The 973-nt window shown below is 48.9% G+C and carries 2 protein-coding genes; one reads left to right on the top strand and one right to left on the bottom strand.

The window, feature by feature from the left end:
• Positions 1 to 711: hemolysin III family protein (locus A3750_RS06725; protein ID WP_231871748.1), on the top strand; the 711-nt coding region annotated here is incomplete at its 5' end.
• Positions 712 to 816: 105 nt separating this feature from the next.
• Here A3750_RS06725 and A3750_RS06720 read toward each other — a convergent pair.
• Positions 817 to 973 (bottom strand): DUF815 domain-containing protein (locus A3750_RS06720; protein ID WP_156498464.1); only part of this gene is annotated, 157 nt, incomplete at its 5' end.

Below are 973 nucleotides of genomic sequence, written 5' to 3'. Positions count from 1 at the left end.
AACGCTCCGCATTCATCGATTTGCGCCAACTGCCACAGTTTTATCGGAACTACATGCATGCTGACGTATCTAAGCGCCCACTGGCTCCGTGAACCTTTCTCGGGTTTAAGTCACTTTGCAGGCGCCCTCCTTGCTCTTGGTGGGATTGCGTTTATGCTGGTGAACACACCGCAGAACATGCCCTACAGCTATATCGCAGGCTATCTTTGTTTCGGCCTTGGCATGCTATTCATGTTCTTATCGAGCGCAATTTACCATCTCGCAGACTTTTCTGACGCGATCACTCTGAAACTCAAGCGTATCGACCATATTGCGATCTATTTCATGATCGCGGGAACCTACACGCCATTTTGTCTTGTGGGTTTAGATGAGAATCTACGCTGGCCTGCGCTGGGTTTGGTGTGGTTTCTAGCTTCTGCCGGAGTACTGAAAAAAATCCTCTGGTTAAGTGCTCCGAGATGGCTAAGCACGCTGCTTTATTTGGGCTTAGGCTGGTTAAGCTTGTTGATCTACCCAGATCTCAAACAAAATATCGATCCAATGGCTATCAAGTGGCTTATCGCTGGCGGAGTTATCTACAGCCTAGGCGCTGTGATTTACGGATTAAAATGGCCCAACTTGCATAACAGATTTGGCTTTCATGAACTCTGGCATATATTTGTGCTAGGCGGCGCTGGCTGTCACTTTATCAGCATAGGCCTCTATTTGTAGCCGGTTTGCTCAAATTCGTTCAATGCGAACGCTAGCCTCAGGCGCATTTAAGCCACAACTATCATCGCGATACGAACGGCATGTCCTCAAACCAAGCCACGACTGCTAGAGCTTGCCGCTAAACGCGTTGTAAAACTGCCGTGCGGCTCTTCCACTACGGCCACCTTTACTCGTCGCGAATCGTATTGCCTCGGCATGAAGCGCCCGTTGATCAGCGACCTTGCCAAACAGTTGATCAACAATCTCTAGATACTGATCCTGA

The organism is Oleiphilus sp. HI0079, from assembly GCF_001635105.1.
Note: the sequence above shows the minus strand (reverse complement) of the source record. Positions and strands in the feature narration are given on the sequence as shown.